This window comes from Pseudomonas sp. FSL R10-1339, assembly GCF_009600545.1.
In the GTDB taxonomy this organism is placed as follows: Bacteria; Pseudomonadota; Gammaproteobacteria; order Pseudomonadales; family Pseudomonadaceae; genus Aquipseudomonas; species Aquipseudomonas bubulae.
The window spans coordinates 1-17,695 of the sequence record NZ_WIVQ01000098.1; the positions used below are offsets into that span (position 1 = coordinate 1).

A 17,695-nucleotide genomic window follows, 5' to 3' on the forward strand; every position below is an offset into this window, starting at 1 on the left:
GCTGCGGGCTGTCCACGATGATGCTGCTGCATGCCAATGGCTTTTCGATCTGGGCGGCATCGGCGGTGGGTTGCCTCACGGCGATGGCCGGGGCGGACGTTGCCATCGGGCTTTACGAGCGCTGGGCCGCCAAGCGCCTCGGGGTTTGTGAAATTCCACCCCGTTCTGACCAATCAGAATAATTCTCGTCTCTCAAATCTTGCCGGGGACCCTGGGGAATATCCACGGGTACGGGGCAGGAAACCCGCGGGAAAGCGTTAGCCGCAGGGTTGTCAGCTTATTGAAATTCAATCCATTGAAATTGAAAGGCTTGCATTGAAAAGCCGTTGAAAAGGAGGGCTTGTGACAGACCCCATCTTTCTGTCGAAGAGCGCCTTTGCGGCCCATATTGGCAAGGCGCCGAGCTACATCACCTGGCTCAGAAAGAACAACCGGCTGGTGCTGTCGGCGGATGAGAAACAGGTCAACGTCGACGCAACCATCGCCCTGATCCGCGAAACAGCCGACCCCACCAAAGCCGCCGTCGCGGCCCGGCATCAAGAGGGGCGTGTGCTGCGCGACGTGACCAGCCAGTTGTCCCCGCTGGTCGAATCCACGCCGAACATGGCTGCGCCGCAGCCCGCTATTGGCCCGGCCGGCAAGCAACCCGACTTCCAAAAAGCCCGTGCCCACCGCGAGTACTACCTGGCGCAACTGGCCGAGGCTGAATTCCACAAAGTCCAGGGCTCACAAGTCGAGCTGGACGCGGTTAAAACCGGCGCCTTCAACGCGGGCCGTCTGCTGCGTGATCAGTTGCTGAGCATGCCACCGCAACTGGCGCCCGAGCTGGCGGCCATGACCGACCCCTGGGAAATCGAACGCCGTCTGACCGATGCCATCCGCGCCTCTCTGGAAGATGCTGAGCGCATGTCTTCGGCTGACCTTATTCACGCCCTTAACAACAAGAGCTAACCCATGCACACGGAAACCCCGAACGGTGCAGAGGTGTACCGCGAGGCGTATTTCCGTGGGCTACGGCCTGACCCGTCACTGTGGGTCGACCAGTGGGCCGACGAGTACATGCGTATCCCGCGTGACACCGGCGCCGCCGAGCCCGGCCAGTACCGCACCTCGCGTACACCCTATGCACGCGAGCCTATGCGCTGCCTGTCACCGGCTCACCCCTGCAAGCGCGTGGTCACGATGGTGGCTTCGCAGCTGATGAAAACCCAGATCGCGTTGAACTGGATCGGCGGCCTTATCCATATGGTGCCGTCCAATATCCTTACCTTGTTGCCCAGTCTGAGCCTGGCAAAGCGAGTGTCGTCACGGATCAGCAAGACCATCAAGGCCACACCCGTGCTGCGCGAGCGTGTGGCAGCGAACCGTTCCCGTGACGGCCGTAACACGATGGACACCAAAGAATTCGAAGGCGGCTCGCTGTACGTCACCACAGCCGGCTCTGCGGCCAACCTGGCCGAGCTGTCGGCGCGTTATGTGTACGGAGATGAGATCGATCGCTGGGAAGTCGATATCGGTGATGAGGGCGACCCCATCGAACTGGCCGAAACCCGGGGCAGTACCTTTGGCCGCAATGCCAAGTTTTACTTCTCCAGCTCGCCAACGATCAAGGGCGCTTCGCGTATCGCTGATTTGTTTGAAACCAGCGACCAGCGTTACTACTACGTCCCATGCCCGCACTGCGGCCATATGCAGATTCTCGAGTGGGAAAACCTGATCTATTCAACGGACTTCAACCTGGTGCATTACAAGTGCGCCGCGTCCGGGTTGGATTGCGACGTGCTGATCGAAGAACACTACAAGGGTCAGATGCTGGCCCAGGGCGAATGGCGCTCCCATGCCCAGGGTGATGGCGAAACCATCGGCTTTCACCTTAACGCCCTGTATTCACCCCTTGGTTGGATGGACTGGCGTTCGCTGGCCAAGCAATTTGAAAAGGCCAAGAAGGCGCAAAACCGGGGTGACCTGGAGCCCATGCAGGTGTTTTACAACACCCGTCTGGCCAAGGTCTGGGACAGCGCCCAGGAGCAAACCAAAGCGGAAATCCTGCTCAAGCGTGCGCGTCTTGAGCCCTACGGCCTCGGCACAATGGTGCACCGTGTGCTGATGCTGACCGCGTCGGTGGACGTGCAGGCCAACCGCCTGGAACTGATGGTGATGGGCTGGGGCGTTGGCATGGAGCGCTGGATTATTGACTACCAAGTGATCTGGGGCGACCCGGCGGACGAACGTACCTGGGCCGTGCTCGATGAAAAACTCAAAGCACGCTATCCGCATCCGTGCGGTGTGAGCTTGGCAATTCTAGCGGCAGCAGTCGATTCCGGCGGCAACCACCACGACGAGGTGTACCAGTTCTGCCGCCTTCGCCGCTGGCGCAATGTCTTTGCCATCAAGGGTGCGAGCAAGCCGGGTAAACCGGTGATTGCGCAACGCCCGTCAATGGTCGACGTGACCTGGAAAGGCCAGACCGAACGCAACGGTGCCGAGCTATGGTTTATCGGTACCGACACTGCCAAGGACTGGATCTACAACCGTTACCCATTTGAAGACGGCCCCGGGGCGCTGCACTTCGCCAATGACTTGCCGGATGATTTCTTCGATCAATGTGTGGCCGAGCGCAAGGTGGCGCGCTACATCAAAGGCTTTAAAAAAATCGAGTGGGTGAAGGGCAAAGCCGAGCGCAACGAAGCGCTCGACCTGATGGTGTACAACCTGGCGATGGCGCACTACCTGGGCCTGAACCGCTACAAGGAACACGACTGGGAGCGTATCCGCCAAGCCTTGGCCCAGGCCGGCTTGTTCGATGAAAAGCCCGCCCGGGCCGAGCGTCTTGCACTTCCAGCCGCCACACAGGCGTCATCGGTAGATCAACCGCCGGCTCCAGCACCCACACCGGCTGCACCTGCGCCGCCGGTCGCACGCCCCCCTCAACGTCGCAGCTCCAGCAGCGGCTACCTCAAGAGACGCTGACCTATGTCCTTTACCCAAAAGCACCTCGACGCTGTTGAGTCGGCCATCGCACGCGGCGAGAAAACCGTGCGATACGCCGACCGCACCGTGGAGTACCGCACGGTGGATGAGCTGCTCAAGGCCCGCGACCAGATCCGCACATCACTGGTCGCGGCGGCTGGCCCGCGCTCAAAAGTGGTCAGGCTTTATCACGCAGGCAAGGGACTCTAATGGCACGCCAATACCCGACGCTGACCCGCAATGGCTTTTTACTGCCGGAGCGGATCAAAGCCAGTTACGAAGGGGCCGGTGAGGGCAGGCGTTCGGCCAGTTGGGACGCGCCCGATATCGGCATCAACAGCATCAATACCCCGGCCTTGCGCAACTTGCGGGCCCGTTCGCGGGCGGCAGTGCGCAACGACCCCTACGCCTTTAACGTCATCGACAAGCGCGTCAGCAACCTGATCGGCACCGGCATAACCCCGCGACCCAAGATCGAGGACGATGCCCTGCGCAAGTTGCAGCAAGACTTGTGGGACGACTGGGTGGATGAATCGGACGCCGATGGCCTGACCGACTTCTACGGCCAGCAGGCCTTGATTGCCCGCACCGTGGAAACCGCCGGGGAATGCTTTGTGCGCCTGCGGCCACGCAGCTTGGACGAAAATCTGGCGGTGCCGCTGCAGCTCCAGGTATTGGCCCCCGAGTTTGTGCCCCATGACAAATTCGAGTCTGCCAAAAACGGCAACAGCATCCGCGCCGGGATTGAGTTCAACCCGGCACACCAGCGGGTGGCGTATCACATGTACCGGGTGCATCCCCGCGATGCTTCGTCACTGAACGCCGGTTACAACCAACTGGTACGGGTACCGGCTGAGCAGGTGCTGCATATCTTTGAGCCAGTCGAGCCCGGCCAGTTGCGCGGCGTGCCGCGTCTGGCGCCGGTGCTCAAGCGCCTGCGCAGCCTGGACAACTACGACGACGCGGTGCTGTTTCGCCAGGAGGTGGCCAACCTGTTTGCCGGGTTTATCAGCCGACCGTCCCCCGAAGCCTCACAGCAACCCCGCGACCCGGTCACCGGCCAGCTGCTGAGCGAAGACCGCGACGGCTTTACCCCGATGGTCGCGTTGGAACCCGGCACCATGCAGGAGCTGGCGCCGGGCGAAGAGGTGGAGTTTTCCAAACCGCCGGACGCGGGCAACAACTACCCCGACTTTATGCGCCAACAATTGATGGCCGCTGCGGCCGGTACCGGCACACCTTACGAGATCCTCAGCGGCGATATGCGCGAGGTCAACGACCGGGCGCTGCGCGTTGTGCTCAACGAATTCCGCCGTCGCCTGGAACAACTGCAATTTGGCGTGTACGTCCACCAACTGTGCCGGCCGGTACGTGCAGCTTGGATGGATATGGCGGTGTTGGCCGGTCGCCTGACACTGACTGACTACGCACAGCGTCGCCGCGAATACTTGCGCACTCGCTGGGTACCGCAAGGCTGGGCCTATATCCAGCCGGTGCAGGATATTCAGGCGCGAATGATGGAGGTCAACGCCGGCTTTAGCTCCCGCAGCGAAATGGTCCTGCGTACAGGCTATGACGCCGAAACCGTCGACACTGAAAACGCCGCCGACCAAGCCCGCGCCCGTGACCTGGGCCTCAACTACAAAACGCTCGTCGACGTGCCAGAAGAGCCTGCCGACAAGGAGAAACCATGAACAGGCTACGCATTTTCAACAAGGCCGGTGACCAGCCGGCGCCGCAAAACAAGCACTGGTACAGCCTCAAGGCCAGCGGCGAGGCCGAGACCCGCAGCATTGAGGTCTACGTTTACGGCGAAATCGGCACCTGGGGCATCACCGCCAACCAGTTTGTTCGCGACCTGACGGCGATGGATGACGGCGTATCGCCCATTGTGGTGGCGTTTAACAGCATCGGCGGTGACCTGTTCGACGGCCTGGCCATTCACAACGCGCTGTCGCGCCTTGGCGAGCGTTGCACCGGCCGGGTGGATGCCCTGGCGGCCAGCGCGGCCAGTGTCGCCGTGTGTGGCGCGCACAAGGTGGTGATCGCGTCCAATGCCATGCTGATGATCCACAACCCGTGGACCTACGCCTCCGGTGATGCCGAGGACTTGCGCAAGGTCGCCACGGCGCTGGATCAGGCAATGGAGGCCATCATCGCCGCCTATAAATCCAAGGCGCCGGATATTGACGAGGTGGAGCTGAGGCGCCTGGTCAATGCCGAAACCTGGCTCACGGCCAGCGAAGCGGTGGCCCTGGGCTTGGCTGACGAAGTGGGCGAGGGTCTGACGGTCAAAGCCTGCGTGGGGCAGGGCAGTGTGCTGCAGCGTTTCCAGCACGCGCCGCAGGCATTACTGGCCCAGTTGGAGGAATCGCCCGAGCCAACCCCGGAGCCGATTGTGCCCGAGCCCGCAAAGCCGGCCGTTGTCGACTCGGCCAAGCTGGCCTTGCTGATCACCCAAAGCTGCAACCCGGCCGGGATCAGCAATCTGATCGAGTCGCTGATCAGCACGACCAATCTGGTCGATGAGGCCACGGTCAACGCCGCGATCACCAACGCCAAGGCCGTGCGCGACCTGTGCGTGGCGGCGCGCTTGCCGGAGTTCACTCAGGAGTTTGTCGCCGCCGGGCTGAATGCTGAAGCGGTGCGCGGTCGGCTGTTCGACAAGCTGGTCAGCGGCGGTGGTTTTGAAATCGATAACAGCCTGCCGATCAATGATGACCCGGCGCCGAAAACCCAGGCCAAACAGCCTGACAGCAACGCCATTTACGCGGCCCGTCGCGCCGCCCAGACAGGGGTAAAAGCATGACCATCCGACAAGAACCGATCCACGCGGGCGAATTTTTGCTCTCCGAAGGCGCCGGCAATATCTCCCGCGAAGCCATCAACGTGGCCGCTGGTTCGGCGCTCAACCCCGGTCAGGTACTGGGGCTGGTGACCGCCTCGGGCGAGTTCGCCCCCTATGTGCCTACCGCCGAAGATGGCAGCCAGACTGCTGTGGCCATCCTCTACGGCCCGTTGGGCGAGTCCGACATTGTGCGCCGTGGTCGCGCTGTGGTGCGCCTGGCCGAAGTCAGCGAGGCGCATCTGACCGGGCTTGATCCCGAGGCCGAAAAATCCCTGGCTGAACACTTTGTGATCGTGCGCTAAGCCCACCGCCCCTTTATTGCACCCCGCCATTGAGCGGGGTTTTTACTTTCTGGAGAGTCCCCAATGGCCGATATCGCCATCTTTGACGACGAAACGTTTTCTGTTTCGTCGCTGACCGCTGCCATCAACGAACAGCAATACCTGCCCGGGCGCCTGAGCAGCCTTGGCCTGTTTCGGGAAGAGGGCATCACCACCCTGACCGTGCAGATCGAAAAGGACGGCGACACCCTGGCCCTGGTGCCAGCCGGTGAGCGCGGTACTTCGGGGCTGGTGGTTGGAGGCAGCAAGCGTGTGTTGATCCCGTTTAACACCGTGCATCTGCCGCAGCGCTTCACCATCAAGGCCGATGAGATCCAGGGCATTCGCGCCTTCGGCACTCGTAGCGAATTGCAGGCCGTGCAGGATGTGGTCAATGCGCGCTTGCTCAAGGCGCGTCGTCAGTTGGACGTGACCCACGAATTTCAGCGGGCTGGCGCCTTGAACGGTCAGATTCTCGATGCGGACGGCACAACGGTGCTCCTCGATCTGTACAAAAGCTTTGGCGTTGAACGGCAAACAATGTCGATGGGCTTGACCAAGGAAGGCACCGACTTCCGTGTTAACTGCGGTATTGCCCTGGACAAGCAAGAGGAAGCGCTGGGCAGTGTCACTAGCACCGGCGCCCGAGCATTCTGCGGCAAGAATTTCTGGAACCGGGTTATGGGCCTTCAGGAAATCAAGGACACCTACCTCAGTTCGGCACAAGCCGCCGCTCTGCGGGGTGATGCCCGTGAAAGCTTTGAATATGGCGGCATTGTCTGGGAGCGCTATCGCGGCAAGGTCGCCAGTGTTGCCTTTGTCCACGACGACAAGGCCCTGCTGGTCCCCGAAGGCGTCCCCGACCTGTATATCTCGGCCTTCGCCCCGGCCGACTATATGGAAACGGTCAACACCCAGGGCATTCCGTACTACAGCAAAATCGAACCGCTGCCGTTCAACAAGGGCATGGCCGGCGAGGCGCAATCCAACCCGCTGCATATCTGCACCCGCCCACGCGCCCAGATCCTGCTGGAGCTGTAACCGTGGGCATTCGCAACCTGGTGGCCGATATCGACAGCGTGATCTTCGACGTGCTGGGGATGTTCTCGGCACCCTGGAAGCAACCGCAGATCGGGCGCCTCAATACCGGCCTGCGTGAGCCGCATTTTGTGGTGCGGGTCGCGGATTCGGTTGGCCTGGAGAAAGGGCTGCGGGTCACCATCGAACTGCCCGAGCTGGACGGCGGTGGTGACTATGACCTGCTGCAGCTGGAGCCTAGTGGCGACGGTCTGGTGTCGCTGATCTTGAGGAAACGCCCATGAACATTGGCAGTTTTAGCGAGGTAAAAAAGAACAGCGGGATGCTGCACATTCAGACTTCTGCCGGGGATCTGAAGGCGCTTTCAGACTTGGCCATTTTGGTGCCAAAGGCCGCTGCCAACGCCCAGCGACGGGCGATCAACAAAACCCTGGGTTGGTTGCGCACCCATATAGCGCGGGCCGTGGGGCGTCAGGAAAAGATCGCGGTCAAGGCGGTGCGGCAGCGTTTGCGCAGCTACCCGGTCGACGGCGGCACGATGCGCGGCAAGCTCTGGTTCGGCATCAACCCGCTGGAAGCCAGCCGGGCAGGGCGCGCACGTCAGACCAAGGCGGGCGTGTCGGTGGCGGGCAGGCGCTATAGAGGTGCTTTCTACAAAAAGGTCTACGGCAATCAAGCCGAGGTGTGGATTCGTACTGCCAGTAAACACTTCAATGCGGCTCAGTATCCCGATAGCAAAGTCACTTCACAGACCGGTCCCAGCTCAGGTTTTGTCGGGGAGAGCAGCGATCGTTTCCCTTTGGCCAAAGCCAAAATTTCACTGGAGGCAGTGCGACCGCACTTTGAAGCCTGGAGCCGAAAAGCTGACGAGCGCCTGATGCAGATCCTTAAGCAAGAGATGAACTTCGAACTGCAAAAATACTTGAAGGGGATACGCCGTGTGTGAGCAACCGTTTAGCCTCGACGTGCTCTATCAGGCCATCGAGCAGCAGATTCAGCAGCACTTGTCGGGTGTGCAAACGGTCAGCTTCTGGCCTGATATTCAAAACCATATTCCGCTTCCCGCCGTGTTTCTCGACATTGGTGAGATAGAGCCCGGTCAGGAAACGGGTAGCGGTCAAACCGCCCTGACCATCACCTTCGAAGCACGGCTGGTTGTAGATGTGCTGTGCGCCGATCATTACCGGCAGGCGGTACAACTGGCCACGCAACTGGCCGTATTGTTGCGCGCCCAGTATTGGGGCTTGCCGGTGCAGCCCGCACAATTACAGCGTTCTGCCCAGGACTGGACCCGCCCTGAGCTGGACGGCTACATCGTATGGCTGGTCGAGTGGACGCAGGGGATCTACCTCGGCGAGGAGGCATGGCCGTGGCCGGATCAGCCGCCCGGTTCGTTGCTGGTCAGTATCAACCGTGAGGACTACGTCGCTGTTGAGGACCTCTAATGAGCTACGCCAGTGCTGAACACGACCGCATGATCGCAGCCATGTTGATCCCTTGTTATGTGGTTGCCGTGGACTTGGCCGCATCGCCCCCGGCCTGCCGTGTATCCACCGGCCACTGGACCAGCGCCTGGGTGCGCTGGCACAGCGTGGCAGCGGGCAAGGCGCGGCACTGGCGCTCGCCCAGCCTTGGCGAGCAGGGGGTGTTGTTTAACCCCAGCGGTCAGGCGGGCATGGGCACCTTTGTCCCGGGCCTGTACGGCGACGCCGGGCCACCCCCGGACAACCGCGATCACGTCGAAGTGTGGCGCTTCGATGACGGCGGCTCGCTGGTCTACGACTGGCAGGCCAAAAGCTACACCATCACCGTGCCCAGCGGCACCGTGACCATTGCGGTCGGCGGTACTTCAGCAGTGCTGACTGACAGCGCCGTGACTGTCACGGCGGGGGCCATTGACCTGATCGGGCCGGTCAGCATTGACGGCACCTTGAGCGTGACAGGCGACATTACCGGCCTCGGCAAAGTCATCGACGCAGGCGGCAATACCCCGAACCACAAGCACTAATCGATCACTTTCATTCAGCCCGCCGCGTGCGGGTATTTTTTGGCCTGGAGTAAACCCCCATGAGCAAAACACCTGACGACAAACTCACTGACTCCACCGCGACGGTGCTACAAAAAACGGTCGCGGTGACAAGCCCGGCCCGTACCTTCCGCGACAAGGTCTACACCTCGCGCACTTTGATTTTGCCAAACGGCGCCACATTGCCCGTGGCCAAGGGCCGTGTCAGCGCAGTCGGTGACGACCAGTTCCACTACCTCAGTACCCACCCGGACTTTGAGCCCCTCACGGAGTAACCCCCGATGATCGGAATGGATCGCCACACCGGCGCGAGCCTTTCCGGCGTCGAGCATTTGCGCCAATCCATCGCCGACATCCTCACCACGCCGCTAGGCAGCCGGCGCATGCGCCCGGCCTATGGCTGCCAACTGCGCCGGTTTGTCGATATGCCGGTGACGGCCGGTTGGAAAAGCTCGGTGCAGGCCGAAGTCGCCCACGCGCTCAACCTCTGGGAACCGCGTTTCAAGCTGCAGGCGGTGCGGGTTACGGCGGTACTGAATGGCGTGATCAGCTTTGAGTTGAAAGGCGTGTACCTGGGCGACAGCGTAGCAATGGAGGTTAGCGCATGAGTACCGTGGATCTGTCGGCCCTGCCGCCACCGGAAGTGCTGGAAACGCTGGACTTCGAAGACGTCTATCAAGATGAACTGGCTGTGTTCCGGGCTTATATGGGCGACAACTGGAACGCAGCGCTGGAGAGCGATCCGGTGGTCAAACTACTGGAACTGGGCGCCTATCGTCGGTTGCAAACCCGGGCCCGCATCAATGACGCGGCCAAGTCGCTGCTGCTGGCCTACGCCCAGCGTACTGACCTCGATCACCTTGCCGCTAACGTGCGGCTCAAGCGCCTGGTGATTCAGGAAGCGGACACACAAAGCGTGCCGCCGGTGCCGCAGGTGATGGAGCTGGACGACGCGCTACGCGAACGCATCCAGCTGGTCTACGAAGGGCTGACCACCGCCGGGCCGCGTAACAGCTACATCCTGCATGCACGCAACGCCTCGGCGCTGGTGGCCGATGCCCAGGCCGAGAGCCCGAGCCCGGCCCATGTGGTGGTGAAGGTGTTGCACCTGGAGGGCAATGGTGTGGCTGACCAGCCGTTACTGGACCGGGTGTTGCACCACCTGAGTGACGAGAATCTGCGCCCCGTGGGCGACCGGCTCTCGGTGCAAAGTGCCGAGGTGCTGGAATACCGGATTGAAGCGGTATTACACATGGCCGGAACCGGCTCGGAAAACGAAGCTATTCTGGCCGAAGCCATCCGCCGCCTGCAGGCGTGGATCAACCCGCGTCGGCGCTTGGGGGGCGAAGTATCGCGCTCGGCGATTGACGCCCAGTTGCATATCACCGGCGTCAGCCGCGTCGATTTGCCGGGCTGGCAGGACATCCCCCGAGCCCTGCATCAGGCCGCGTACTGCACCGGGTTCAAGGTGACCCAAGGGGGTAGCGGATGAGCCTGCTACCGCTCAACAGCAGCCAGTTGGAACGCGGCATCGAACAGGCCATTGATGATGTGCCAACAACCCATATTCGCACCTTGTACAACGCCCAAACCTGCCCGGCGCACTTGCTGCACCAGCTGGCCTGGGCCTGGTCGGTGGATCGCTGGGACAACCAATGGAGCGAGCAGGTCAAGCGCGGGGCCATCGCGGCGACGTTCTACATCCATGCCCACAAGGGCACCATCGGCGCTTTGCGCCGGGTGGTCGAGCCGCTGGGCTACCTGCTGGACGTGATCGAGTGGTGGCAGACCGTGCCGCTGGGCGTGCCGGGCACCTTTGCTCTCAAGGTCGGGGTGCTGGACACCGGCATAACCGAGCAAATGTATCAGGAACTGCTCGCCCTGATCGACGACGCCAAGCCCCTCAGCCGCACCCTGACCGAACTGGTGATCAGCCTCGAAAGCACCGGCCACCTCAACCTCTATTCCTGCCTGTACGAGGGCGAGGTGATCGACGTGTATCCGCCTGCGCTGCGCGACATCGAGGTCACGGGCCACTTCGGTCCGATCGGCCGGGAACATCAAATCGAAACCCTGGACGTGTACCCATGATTGATCAAAACAGCCAGTTTATGGCCATCCTCACCGCCGTGGGGGAGGCCAAGCAAGCCAACGCCGATGCCCTGGGCGTGCCCTGGACATTCGTGCAAATGGGCGTCGGCGATGCCGGTGGCGCCGACCCGATCCCCGATCGGGCCCAGACCAGGCTGATGAACGAGCGCCGCCGGGCGCCGCTGAATCAGGTCAAGATCGACCCGCAAAACAGCAACGTGATCATTGCCGAACAGGTGATCCCGGAAAACGTCGGCGGCTGGTGGATTCGTGAAATCGGCCTGTATGACGCGGACGGCGATCTAGTGGCGGTGGCCAACTGCGCGCCGAGCTTCAAGCCCTTGCTCGCCCAGGGTAGCGGCAAGACCCAAGTAGTGCGGATGAATTTTATCGTCACCAGCGCCGCCAACGTGGTGCTGAAAATCGATCCCTCGGTGGTGTTGGCCACCCGGCAATACGTCGATGACAGCATCGAAGCGGCAGTCAATCAGCTTGATATAAAACAGTCGGTCTTGGTGGCGACCACTGGCCCGGTAGTGCTCGCTGGAGTCAAAACCGTTGACGGCATTGCGGTGCCGCTGGGCTCGCGGGTGCTGGTCAAAAATCAGGCCCTTGGCAAAGATAACGGCCTGTACCTGACCGCCGATATATGGAAACGCACAGCGGATGCAGACACCAGCGCCAAGGTGACATCAGGCCTGACCGTCCATGTTGAACAAGGTGCAACCAACGGCGACACGGTATGGCATTTGATCACGGATAGCCCCATCGTCCTGGGCACGACAGCGCTGACGTTCCAATGGGCCGCAGGGCAAAACGCGCCGACACAAGCCGTTGACGACCGCTCGCGCAAGGTGGCCAACACCGAGTCAGTGCGTACGCAGATTGAAAGCCCGAATCAGGTGTTTGCGGCCCATGTGTACCGCAAAAATCGGCTGATCAATGGCAACTTCGATATCTGGCAACGTGGCGCAGCGGGTCGGGTTGGCAATGCGTCCGGGCCGGCGCAGTCGCTGTACGGGCCAGACCGCTGGCTGGTTTATTTGCCGGCCAATTCAACGGCTACCTGGGAGCGGATCGCTTTCGAACCCGGCGCTGGATTCAATGAGGGGCGTTATGGCTTAAGGGTTTCGCGCTCAGGCAGCAACGACGGAATGAACATCACCCAACGGATTGAAGGGGTAGAGACCTGCTCGGGTCAGCGCGTCACTGTTTCGTTCTATATGCGCTCGTCAATCAACCACACATGCGTCGTGAGAACACGCCAATACTTCGGGACCGGTGGCAGTGATCAAAGCCAGGGGGCGGACGCGCTGGTATCAGTCACCACTGCGTTTAAAAGGTACGTTGTCACGTTAGACATCCCATCGATAACGGGGAAAAAAACAACACATAACGATGCCTTCCTTGAACTGATTTTTGGCAGCTTGGGCAAGGGCGCCTACAGCCTGGATCTGGCGTCTGTTCAGGTCGAAAGTGGCGTTATTGCCACTGACTTTGAGCTTCGGCCACTGGCTTATGAGTTGATGCTGTGCCAGCGCTACTATGAAAAAACATTCTCGCAAGATGTCGAGCCCCACAATGGCAGCGGCATTGCCGGCTCATTGATTTGTATTGTCTATTCCGGCCAAGTCGGTTCAAGCAGCCAGCCCGTCGGGCACTGGGCATTCAGGGTAGAAAAGAGGGCAACGGCGAGCATACGGCTGTATAGCCCAATGGGCTCCGGGCCAGACGGCCAATGGCGTTCGGGTAGCAACCTGGTTTCAAGCGCAAACGCCCAGGCTCTGATTGTTGGCACACGACAGGCATCCATTGATAACGGTGACGTGGGGATTGCCCCTCAAACCTATTACATCCATGCAACGGCAGATGCTGAACTTTAGGAGCCCTCATGAGTTATCGACTGACTGAAAACCCGGATACCGTTATTCAGTTGTCTGACGGCGCGACAGTTCCCCGTGGGCATCGGTTCTGGGCTGAATATGAACAATGGAAAAACGCCGGCGGCATTCCTGAGCCGGCCCCTATGTTGGATACGGCTATTTCTGAAAGAGCCTGGCGCGACCTTGAAATCGAGCGGGTCAAATGGTTGCGGGAAAGGCACCGCGACGAAGTGGATTCAGCCCGCCCGACCACGTTGACCGTCAAGCAATCCGGCGAGTTGCTGGACTATGTACAAGCGTTGCGGGACTGGCCGTCAGCTGCGCAATTTCCCGAAGAAGAAGCCCGACCGCAGTGCCCGGCCTGGATCGACCCGTAAACCTGCTAACACCTGATCCTCGTTTGACCCACATAAGCCTCGCCCTGCGGGGCTTTGTCGTTTCTGGAGAATGACTTTATGAGCACCACCAGCCGTTTTCACGGCGTCACCGTCGCGCTGGTCGATACCGGGGCGCGCACCATTGCGCTGCCGTCCACCTCGATCATCGGCCTGTGTGACACCTTCACCGTCAGCCCGGCGGCATCGGCCAAACCCAACGACCTGGTACTGCTGACCAGCGAGCGTGAAGCCATCGCCGCCTTTGGCGAAGACGCGGCCATCACCCGCGCCGCCAAGGCCGTGTTTATCCGCGCCAAGGCCGTGATCGTTGCCTGTGGCGTCGCCAGGCTGGAAGACCCGGCGCTGCAAACCTCGGCCATTATCGGCGGGGTATTGGCCTCGGGTCAGCGTACCGGCCTGCAAGTGCTGCTCGACGGCAAAAGCCGCTTCAACGCCCAGCCGCGGCTGCTGATCGCGCCCAAACATTCCGCCACTCAAGCCGTAGCCACGGCGATGGATGCCCTGGCCGGCAAGCTGCGGGCCATTGCCATCGTTGACGGCCCCAACACCACCGACGAAGCCGCACTGGCCTATGCCAAGGCGTTCGGCAGCAAGCGCGTGTATATGGTCGACCCGGGCGTGCAGCAGTGGGACACCGTGACCAGCAAGACCATTGACGCCCCGGCCTCGGCCTTTGCGGCGGGCCTGTTTGCCTGGACTGACACCGAGTACGGCTTCTGGGCCTCGCCGTCGAACAAGGAACTGGTGGGCATCACCGGCACCACACGCCCCATCGAGTTTCTGGACGGTGACGAAACCTGCCGCGCCAACCTGCTCAACAACGCCAATATCAGCACCATCATTCGTGATGGCGGCTACCGCTTGTGGGGCAACCGCACCTTGTCGGCCGATGCCAAGTGGTCGTTTGTTACCCGCGTGCGCACCCTCGACATCGTGATGGACGCGATTCTGGCGGGGCACAAATGGGCGGTCGACCGCTCGATCACCAAAACCTACGTCAAGGACGTCACGGACGGCCTCGATGCGTTTATGCGCGACCTGAAAAATCAGGGCGCGGTGATCAACTTCGAAGTGTTTGCCGACCCCGTGCTCAACACGGCCAGCCAGCTGGAGCAGGGCAAGGTGTATTGGAACATCCGTTTCACCGACGTGCCGCCTGCCGAGAACCCTATTTTCCGTGTGGAAGTCACCAACCAATGGTTGACCGAAGTGCTGGAAACCGCCGCCTAAGGAGGCCGCTTAATGATTCCTCAAGTGCTGTTCGATACCAATTTGTTTATGGGCGGGGTCAGTTTTGCCGGCGATGTGCCGTCTGTGACCCTGCCCAAGCTCACCGTCAAAACCGACTCCTTCCGGGGCGGTGGCATGGGCGGCGAAATCGAGATGGACATGGGCCTGGAGAAACTGGAAGCCAGTTTCGTCACCACCGGCGTGCGCCGCGAATCGCTGAAATACTTCGGCCTGGCCGATCAGACCCGCTGCAATCCGGTGTTTCGCGGTGCCTTCAAAGGCCTTGGTGGCAAGGTCACCCCGGTGATCGCCACGATGCGCGGCATGCTCAAAGAGGTCGACATGGGCGACTGGAAACCCGGCGACAAGGCCGAGAACAAGTTCGCCATGGCGCTCCAATACTACAAGTTGGAAATCGATGGCCGCGTGATGTACGAAATTGACATGGTCAATTGCGTGCGCGTGATTGATGGCGTCGACCAAATGACCGATGTACGCATCGCCCTGGGCCTTTAAAGGAATAACCCCATGACCTCTTTAATTGAAAAGAAAACCCCTGCCTGGCTCAACCTGAGCGACGAAGGCGTCACCGTGACCCTGCGTTATCCGACTGCGCTGAACAGCGTTAAAACCGACAAGATCACCTTGCGTGCCCCAACCGTACGCGATGTGCGCACCGCTCAGGCCACCTTTGGCAACGACGCTGAAAAGCGTGAAATGCAACTGTTTGCCAGCCTGGCCGAGGTCGGCGTCACTGACCTGGAAGACCTGAAGCTGCTGGATTATCAGCGGATACAGGACGGCTATTTTCGTCTGGTCAACGAAGACGAACTGTAACCCCGCGACCTTGAAATACCTGGCCAAGCGCTTGGCGTCGGAAACCAGTTTTTCCGCCGCCGAGATCATGGCCATGTCGTTCTCGGAAATGGTCTGGTGGCTCACGGATTGAGTCACCAGCCGCACACCCAGGCAGGGCGAACATATGGCGAACAAACTCGCGCTCGGCCTCGTCATCGGCGGGGCTGTCAGCGCTACCGTGGGCAACGCCTTTAAAGATGTTGAAGGCCGCATCAAAAAGCTTGAAGCCACCGGGGCCAAAGCCCGGGTCATGCAACGCCAGATCGGCGACACCATCCGCCTGCGCAACGAGTGGAAAACCGCCCACGACAGCGGCGCCGCCGGTGCGTCCATGCTGTTGACCCGGCTCAACGCCAACCTCGACAGCCTGCGCAAGCAGGGGGTGGAAGTCGGGCGGCTTGACCGGGCTTACCAGGTATTGGGCCGAACCGCCCGCAGTGCCGAGCTAAAAGCCAAAGGTCATACCCAGTTCAACGAGGGTCGGGCCGGGATAAAAAACACCCTGGGCAAAGCCGCTATTGGCATTGCAGCGGTCGCGGTACCCACCAAGGTATCGGCGGACTACCAGGCACAAATCCGGCAAATGGCAATCTGGGCACACACGGCCGGCACCGACGCTGAAAAGCAGATGGCCGACAAAATCACCCAGGTCGCGACCCAGAAAGGCATGAGCCAGAAGGCGCTGGCCAGTGCCGTCAGTGGCCTGATTGAAAAGGGTATCAGTTGGGAAGAGTCGGTGGATTACGCACCACTGATCGCGGATCTGGTCGACGGCCAGGGCATGGAAGCCGAAACCATCGCCACCCTGTTTAGCGCCTTCAAAGAGGCGGGCGTTGCCAAGGAAGACATGGGCGCCATGCTCGGACAGGTCGCGGCGGCCGGTGATATTGGCGCATTTGGTCCCAAGTACATGCCGGCGTTGTTGGGCACCATCAAACGCCTGGGCATGGAAGGCCCGGAGGCGGTGCGTTTTCTCGGGGCCAGCCTGCAATCGCAGTTTTCGCAGACACAAGATGCGGCTGCAGCGGCCACCAACATGGACAACCTGCTCAACGCCGTGATCAGCAGCACCAGTCAGAAGCGCTTTGCGCAGGCGGGCTATGACCTGACCGGCTCGATACTGGCAGCCACCAAAAGCGGCAAAGCGGCCAACCCGGTCGAAGCCTTTATCATGCTCAGCGAAAAGTTGATCGCCCGGCAGGACCCGGAAAAAGCCAAGCGCGTCGAGGCGCTCAAAGCCAGGATTCAAGCCTCAAAAGACGGCAGCGCTGAAGAAGAACAGGCGATGGTGGCGCTGATTGAGGCCGCCGGTTTGGCCTCAATTGTCAGCGATAAAAGCTCCAGTGCCGGCCTGCTGGCCCAGATCAAATACGGCAAAACCATCAAACAGAATATGGCCGATATCAAGGACACGGACGGCCAGGCCAAGATCGAAAAAGACGCCGCTGATGCCCGTGGCGCCTCCGCTGCCAAGTGGGGCTCGGCAGCGGCGAGCATGGAAGCCTCCATGATCAGCATCGGTGATGCCTTGCGCCCGCTGACGGATCTGGCGGCGGAGGGTTTGACCAAAATCGGTACCAGCATTGCGGGGCTGGCTGGCGAGTTCCCCAAAGTGATCAGCGGCACCACCCTGGCAGTCAGTGCGATTGGCCTGGTGGCCACCGCCTTCAGCGCATTCAAAATGGGCAAGGGCCTGATCAACATTGCCCGTGGCGCGCTGGGTGGTCGTGACAGTAATACGGTGCAGAAAGTCTTTGTCACCAATGCTGATGACGGTGGCGACAGCCCGCCCGAGAGCAAGGGCTCGAAAGTACTGGACCTGGCTGAAATTGGCCTCAAGGCGCTGGGTGGCAAACAGGACGGCGACGCCGAAGAGGGCGAGCGCAAAGGCTTTAACCCGGTGGATGTCGGGCTCAAGGTGCTGGACGTGTTCCGCGAAGCCAGCACCGGCGAGAGCGGCAGTGAAAAGGCGGGGCCGCAACGGGTGTTTGTGGTCAACGCCGCCGCCTTCGGTGGCTTGGGCGGCGCCGGTG

22 protein-coding genes are annotated in these 17,695 nt (G+C 61.0%); all 22 read left to right on the forward strand.

Translation table 11 applies throughout. The features are described 5' to 3' along the window. Positions 1–182 (forward strand): phage holin family protein (locus GHO03_RS20355; RefSeq protein ID WP_306108800.1); only part of this gene is annotated, 182 nt, incomplete at its 5' end. A 160-nt stretch (positions 183–342) separates the two neighbouring features. Beyond that, positions 343–951: a terminase small subunit gene (locus GHO03_RS20360; protein ID WP_095038310.1), complete on the forward strand. Its 609-nt coding sequence runs from the start codon at positions 343–345 to the stop codon at positions 949–951. A 3-nt stretch (positions 952–954) separates the two neighbouring features. Next, positions 955–2,970: a phage terminase large subunit family protein gene (locus tag GHO03_RS20365; protein WP_153400419.1), complete on the forward strand. Its 2,016-nt coding sequence runs from the start codon at positions 955–957 to the stop codon at positions 2,968–2,970. A gap of 3 nt (positions 2,971–2,973) precedes the next feature. Continuing rightward, positions 2,974–3,180: a phage head-tail joining protein gene (locus GHO03_RS20370; RefSeq protein ID WP_095038312.1), complete on the forward strand. Its 207-nt coding sequence runs from the start codon at positions 2,974–2,976 to the stop codon at positions 3,178–3,180. Continuing rightward, positions 3,180–4,664 (forward strand): phage portal protein, encoded by a 1,485-nt coding sequence (locus GHO03_RS20375; RefSeq protein ID WP_153400420.1) that lies wholly within the window; start codon positions 3,180–3,182, stop codon positions 4,662–4,664. Before GHO03_RS20370 ends, GHO03_RS20375 begins: the two co-directional genes overlap by 1 nt. Beyond that, positions 4,661–5,779 carry a head maturation protease, ClpP-related gene (locus tag GHO03_RS20380; protein ID WP_153400421.1) on the forward strand — a complete coding sequence of 373 codons (1,119 nt, stop codon included), beginning with the start codon at positions 4,661–4,663 and terminating at the stop codon, positions 5,777–5,779. The genes GHO03_RS20375 and GHO03_RS20380 overlap by 4 nt, the downstream gene beginning before the upstream one ends. Continuing rightward, complete coding sequence (locus GHO03_RS20385; protein WP_153400422.1) at positions 5,776–6,120, forward strand: head decoration protein; 345 nt, start codon at positions 5,776–5,778, stop codon at positions 6,118–6,120. Before GHO03_RS20380 ends, GHO03_RS20385 begins: the two co-directional genes overlap by 4 nt. Positions 6,121–6,183: 63 nt before the next feature. Further along, positions 6,184–7,179 carry a major capsid protein gene (locus GHO03_RS20390; RefSeq protein ID WP_153400423.1) on the forward strand — a complete coding sequence of 332 codons (996 nt, stop codon included), beginning with the start codon at positions 6,184–6,186 and terminating at the stop codon, positions 7,177–7,179. 2 nt (positions 7,180–7,181) lie between these two features. Further along, positions 7,182–7,460 (forward strand): hypothetical protein, encoded by a 279-nt coding sequence (locus GHO03_RS20395; RefSeq protein WP_372241772.1) that lies wholly within the window; start codon positions 7,182–7,184, stop codon positions 7,458–7,460. Further along, entirely contained in the window at positions 7,457–8,122 is a 666-nt protein-coding gene (locus tag GHO03_RS20400; RefSeq protein ID WP_153400424.1) for a hypothetical protein, read from the forward strand. Before GHO03_RS20395 ends, GHO03_RS20400 begins: the two co-directional genes overlap by 4 nt. Next, positions 8,115–8,621, forward strand: coding sequence for a hypothetical protein (locus GHO03_RS20405; protein WP_306108801.1), 507 nt, complete (start codon positions 8,115–8,117; stop codon positions 8,619–8,621). Before GHO03_RS20400 ends, GHO03_RS20405 begins: the two co-directional genes overlap by 8 nt. Further along, positions 8,621–9,184 (forward strand): phage baseplate assembly protein V, encoded by a 564-nt coding sequence (locus tag GHO03_RS20410; protein ID WP_153400425.1) that lies wholly within the window; start codon positions 8,621–8,623, stop codon positions 9,182–9,184. Before GHO03_RS20405 ends, GHO03_RS20410 begins: the two co-directional genes overlap by 1 nt. 59 nt (positions 9,185–9,243) lie before the next feature. After that, positions 9,244–9,477 (forward strand): hypothetical protein, encoded by a 234-nt coding sequence (locus tag GHO03_RS20415; protein WP_153400426.1) that lies wholly within the window; start codon positions 9,244–9,246, stop codon positions 9,475–9,477. A 6-nt stretch (positions 9,478–9,483) separates the two neighbouring features. Next, positions 9,484–9,810: a GPW/gp25 family protein gene (locus tag GHO03_RS20420; protein WP_095038322.1), complete on the forward strand. Its 327-nt coding sequence runs from the start codon at positions 9,484–9,486 to the stop codon at positions 9,808–9,810. Continuing rightward, complete coding sequence (locus GHO03_RS20425; RefSeq protein ID WP_153400427.1) at positions 9,807–10,694, forward strand: baseplate J/gp47 family protein; 888 nt, start codon at positions 9,807–9,809, stop codon at positions 10,692–10,694. Before GHO03_RS20420 ends, GHO03_RS20425 begins: the two co-directional genes overlap by 4 nt. Continuing rightward, positions 10,691–11,293, forward strand: a complete 603-nt coding sequence (locus GHO03_RS20430) for a phage tail protein I (protein ID WP_153400428.1) — start codon at positions 10,691–10,693, stop codon at positions 11,291–11,293. The genes GHO03_RS20425 and GHO03_RS20430 overlap by 4 nt, the downstream gene beginning before the upstream one ends. Continuing rightward, positions 11,290–13,176, forward strand: a complete 1,887-nt coding sequence (locus tag GHO03_RS20435) for a phage tail protein (RefSeq protein WP_153400429.1) — start codon at positions 11,290–11,292, stop codon at positions 13,174–13,176. Before GHO03_RS20430 ends, GHO03_RS20435 begins: the two co-directional genes overlap by 4 nt. A gap of 8 nt (positions 13,177–13,184) precedes the next feature. After that, positions 13,185–13,553, forward strand: coding sequence for a phage tail assembly chaperone (locus tag GHO03_RS20440; protein WP_153400430.1), 369 nt, complete (start codon positions 13,185–13,187; stop codon positions 13,551–13,553). Positions 13,554–13,631: 78 nt separating this feature from the next. Next, positions 13,632–14,804: a phage tail sheath family protein gene (locus tag GHO03_RS20445; RefSeq protein WP_153400431.1), complete on the forward strand. Its 1,173-nt coding sequence runs from the start codon at positions 13,632–13,634 to the stop codon at positions 14,802–14,804. Positions 14,805–14,816: 12 nt separating this feature from the next. Further along, positions 14,817–15,320, forward strand: a complete 504-nt coding sequence (locus GHO03_RS20450; RefSeq protein WP_095038328.1) for a phage major tail tube protein — start codon at positions 14,817–14,819, stop codon at positions 15,318–15,320. 12 nt (positions 15,321–15,332) lie between these two features. Then, complete coding sequence (locus GHO03_RS20455) at positions 15,333–15,641, forward strand: phage tail assembly protein (protein ID WP_095038329.1); 309 nt, start codon at positions 15,333–15,335, stop codon at positions 15,639–15,641. A gap of 145 nt (positions 15,642–15,786) precedes the next feature. Continuing rightward, the coding region (locus GHO03_RS20460; protein WP_153400432.1) for a phage tail tape measure protein at positions 15,787–17,695 on the forward strand (1,909 nt) is incomplete at its 3' end.